This is a genomic window from Flavobacterium sp. UGB4466, assembly GCF_903469665.1.
In the GTDB taxonomy this organism is placed as follows: domain Bacteria; phylum Bacteroidota; class Bacteroidia; order Flavobacteriales; family Flavobacteriaceae; genus Flavobacterium; species Flavobacterium lipolyticum.
The window spans coordinates 1-5,094 of sequence record NZ_CAGKLC010000181.1 but is presented as its reverse complement, the minus strand read 5'-3'; the positions used below and the strand labels follow the sequence as shown (position 1 = coordinate 5,094).

General features: G+C 35.4%; 1 protein-coding gene and 1 pseudogene. Both read left to right on the top strand.

Features of this window, described 5'->3' with window-relative positions; translation table 11 throughout:
* A pseudogene (locus JO950_RS21205) lies at positions 1 to 300 on the top strand (antitermination protein NusG); the annotation flags it as partial.
* Between the two features lie 178 nt (positions 301 to 478).
* Positions 479 to 5,094 (top strand): non-ribosomal peptide synthetase (locus tag JO950_RS21200; RefSeq protein ID WP_202704428.1); only part of this gene is annotated, 4,616 nt, incomplete at its 3' end.

Genomic DNA, 5,094 nt, shown 5'->3' with positions numbered 1-5,094 from the left:
TCGTACTTGTCTTTCGGCAAAGAATATGGCAAAGTTTCCGAAGAAGAAATCGCTTATATCAGACTCTTCACCCAGGGGAAAGACATCACCGATGTTCAAGTCGAATCGGCACTGCCAAAAATAGGCGATAAACTTAAAATCGAGCATGGTGAACTATCAGGTTTGGAATGTGAAGTTTTCAGAGTCGACAATCAGCACAGAATCAGTGTACGATTAAGTTCATTACGCCAGAATATCTCAGCCATAATACCATTGTCGTATTTATCCAATCCAGCAGAAAACGTCTTTGCTAAGGCGTAGTTTTCAGACTCCTCATTTCCTTGTTCTTAAAGGAAAAATACCCTATAAATCTTATTATACTATCAATTTCCCTCTGTAGTGAAATATAGGGGGTGGTTGTTTTTATCCATACTACAAATCAAAATGGTACGATAACCTTACGTTTTCGGTATTTATTCAAATTATAAAAAGCAGACTGATGAAAAATAATGTCACAAATGTTCAGAAATATATCTGGCTTGATCAGATACTTGACAATGAATCACCAAAATACAATATTGGTGGTTATGCATTTATTAACGGAAGTGTTGATGTGGAGCGTTTTAAAACAGCATTCAATATTCTGATTAAAGAGAACGATATTTTTTCTTTTGTTTTTGAAGAAAAGAGTGGTTTTCCTGCATATACACTTCAGGAAACAAACAGTGATTTGGCATTAACCTGCATAGAAGAGTCAGATGAATCCAAAGCGATTCAAAGGATAGAGAAAGATTTTATAGTGCCTTTTGATATAGAAAAAGATAAACAGCTTTATAAAATGTGGCTGATTCAAACAGCTCCTGAAACGTATATCTGGTATTCGAAACTTCATCACATTATAGCAGATGGATTTTCGTTTCAGTTGTTGTTCAATAAAGTGAAAAGAATCTATGAACAATTAGGTACCGCTGTTGTATATGATGAGTTATGTATTGAGAAAAACAAAATGTCGTACGAGTCTTTTATAGCATTAGACAATGCTTACAGAGCTTCAGATGATTTTTCGAATGACAGAAAATTTTGGTTAGGCCGTTATGAAAATTTACCTTCTTTGATTTATACCGGTACTAATAAATCGGCAAGTCACAGTAATATTGAAATGGCACTTACCGAAGCAGAAAATGAAGCTTTATGGGCATTCGTAAAAGCAGAAAGATTAAGCATTTTTCATTTGTTAATCGGGTGTTTCTCTATCGTATTGTCTAAATATTACAACAGAGAAGAAATTAATTTAGGGATGCCTATTTTAAACCGAAAAAATGCTGCCGAAAAAAATACATTTGGGCCATTTCTTAGCATGTTGCCATTAAAACTTTCTTTGGAAACAACAGCAACCGTAAGTGATTTTATCAAAGAGATTAAAAGCACGCTTTTTATGTGCTACAGACATCAGCGTTTTCAGCAGGCCGACATCCTGCGAAATCTGCCACAGGAAACTTCAAAGCTTTATGATGTACGATTGTCGTACGAGCGCATGCAATACGAATCTGAATTTTCGGGTCATAAAGCAAGTATACACCCATTGTCTAATGACAGTGAAGAAGATCCTATTTCTATTCACGTTTTTGAAGGGATCAAGGGAGATCTTAGTTTTAGATTTGATATCAATGAAAAATATGTGTCAAAATTTGAAGCCAATCAGCTGATTGCTTCTTTCAGAAAAGTATTGACAGAATTACAGGATACCAATCATATTGCTATAGCCGAGATTGAAATTTCGAGTAAAGAACAGTTAGAAGAAATACAAGTGATTTCAAAAGGACCAGTTGTAAAAAGGCCGGAACAGACTTTTTTAAATCTTTGGAATGCTGCTGTAGCGGGCTATAGTTCAAAAACAGCGGTTTCTTGTCAAACTAATTTTTTAACTTATGAAACCCTTAATGCACGTGCTAATAGCATAGCTTCCTATTTACAGTCCAGCGGCGTTAAAAAAGGAGATAAGGTAGGGGTGATGCTTTCGAGATCTGAAAAAAGTATTATTGGAATTTTGGCAGCCTTAAAAACGGGAGCTGTTTATGTACCTATTGATAATGCATATCCGGAGGAAAGAAAACACTATATTATAAAAGATGCCGGCTTAGGTTTTATCTTAACAGATTCATTTTCCAATTCTATTTCAGAAGAGAGAGAATACAATATAGATCGTATTCTGGACGAGCATAAAATAGCGGAAAACTATATTCCTGTTGCTTTGAAACCTGAAGATGAGGCCTATGTTATTTATACCTCCGGTTCAACAGGAAACGCTAAAGGTGTTGTTATCAATCACGCTTCTTTATACGATTATGTGCTTACATTCGGTACTTACTTTAATCTTACTGAAGAAGATATTGTATTACAGCAGGCTTCTACTGCTTTTGATACTTCTGTAGAAGAAATTTTCCCGATTTTATCGGTAGGAGGGAATTTAGTGATTGCTACTGATACAAAAGATTTTAATGAATTATTGAGAGACTGCGAGCGTTTTGGAATTACTTTGTTGAGTACGAATCCATTTGTGCTTCAATACCTTAATGACAACCATAAAAATTACAATTTTAATTTTAAAACCATTATTAGCGGAGGCGATACGTTAAAACCACACCAGGTAGATCAGCTTACAGCGAGTTATGATATCTACAATACCTATGGTCCTACAGAAAGTACAGTATGTGCGACCTATTATAAAGTGAATGAAACAGACACTTCATTTCCTATCGGCAAACCAATTACCAATAGAGGAGTATACCTGTTAGACGGAACAAAAATATTACCAAAAGGTGCCATTGGAGAAATTGGACTTTCCGGTTTAGGTTTGGCCGTTTCTTATCTCAATAAAAAAGAATTGACAGCTAATGCCTTTATCAACATAAATGGAGAGCGTATCTACAAAACCGGAGATTTAGGAAAGTGGAGCATAGACAATAATTTAATTTTTTATGGCAGAAAAGACAGTCAGCTTAGTTACAAAGGATATCGTATTGAAGTAGGAGAAATAGAACAGGCTATACAAAAAGTAAATGCATACGTGGTAGACAGTTATGTGTGTATTAACGAAGTTGGAGGAATGCCTATTTTGATTGCCTATTTAGTAGCAAACGAGTCTTTTATCAATATATCTTCTTTAGTAATTGATTTAAAAGCTCATTTGCCGGAATTTATGATTCCGACGCATTTTGTAATCTTAGATGCTATTCCTTTAATTCCTAACGGAAAAATTGATATTAAAAGTTTACCGGAACCTAAAACCGTAAATATTGCAGAAGCTGTTCAATTGCCGGTAACACCCGAAGAAAAAGAGATCGCCTCAATTTGGCAGGAATTATTACGTCTGGATCAGGTTGATGTAAACGTGAGTTTTTTCGAATTGGGAGGACACTCTTTATTGGCCAATCAGTTTATTAGTAGTTTACGTGATCAAAAAGGAATTGAATTGTCGTTAAGGGATTTTTACAAATCTCCTACCATCAAAGAAATCAGTGAACTGGTTCCTACTTTAAACAAAAAAGAAGTTCAAAATATTAAAGCTCCTGAGCAGGAGTTGTATCCGTTGTCTTTTTCACAAGAAAGATTATGGTTTTTAAATCAGCTGAATACTGCCGATACTTCTTATCACGTATCAAGAGCCATGAAATTAAAAGGTTTTGTTGAGGTTGCCGCACTCGAAGAAACGTTTGCAAAACTGATCAAAAAACATGAGATTTTAAGAACTGTTTTTGTGAATCAGGAAGGGAAGCCTTATCAAAAAATACTGCCTCCATTTGAATATACCATTCCGGTTATCGATTATACCGGAATAAAAAATAAAGAAAATAAAGAGAAAGTAATTGCCGATAGTCTGGAAAGAATAGAGAGCCGTGCTTTTGAAATTGAAGAAGGACCACTTTTTAGAATAGAATTATTAAAGTTCTCCGATCAGGAAAGTGTACTTGTATTTTGTGAGCATCACTTAATTTTAGACGGATGGACACAGGGAATCTTGTTTAGAGATTTCGTTGATATTTATAATGAATTAAAAAGAGACCCTGATTTTGAGGCAGAGAAGCCTGAAGTTACTTTTAAAGATTATGCTTATTGGGAAAGAAATAGTCTGAACGAAAGTGTTATTAGTGAAAAATTGGATTATTGGGAAAACAAATTTGAAGGTTTTTCTAACGGATTGTTGTTGCCTTTAGATTTTGAAAGAGAGGAAACTACTGTGAAAAAAGGCGGTACGATAGAACATGTATTCTCATTAGATTTTTCCGAAAAACTGCGTCAGTTTTCCGAAAAACAAGACGTATCATTATTTATCACAATGCTCGCAGCCTTTAAAATAGTACTGCATAAATTTAGCAATCAAACCGATATTTCTGTAGGGACAGCTGTTGCCAACAGACGTTATAAAGAATTCCAGGAAGTTTTAGGTATGATTGTAAATACGATTGCATTACGTACTACGTTTAGCAATGAAAATTCCTTAACAGAGGTACTTAACGAGGTGAAAGAAACCTGCTTGGATGCTTATTCTTATGATGATACCCCTTTTGGAAAAGTAGTAGAAAGAATAAATCCGGAAAGGAGTTTAAATCTGCATCCGTTATTTCAATACATGTTTAGTTTTGTGAACGTTCCGGTACAAAGTATGTCTTTGCTGGATGCGGACATCGAAATTTTGAACGGGCACAATAAAACATCCCGATTTGATATTAGTGTTGTTGTCAATACCGTATACGAACAAATCGATTCTTTAACAGATAATAAACCGGACAGAAGAATTTCGGTAGAATGGGATTACAATGCAGGGATCTTTAAGTATGCCACAATGAAACGTGTCCTGAAAGCATACCTTAAAGTTTTAGAGGCTCTTGTTGAAAACCCTGCACAATCACTGTCCAGTCTGGACTACATTTCAAGTTCAGAGAAAACGATCCTTTTGGAAGATTTTAGTACTTCAAAAACAGCAGCAATAGTAGAAGCTACAGCCGTTGAAATGTTCGAGCAGCAAGCCGGGAAAAAACCTGATGCCGTTGCAGTAGTTTTCGAAAACAGATCGTTGACTTACAGAGAACTCGACGCGCTTTCCAATCAGCTGGC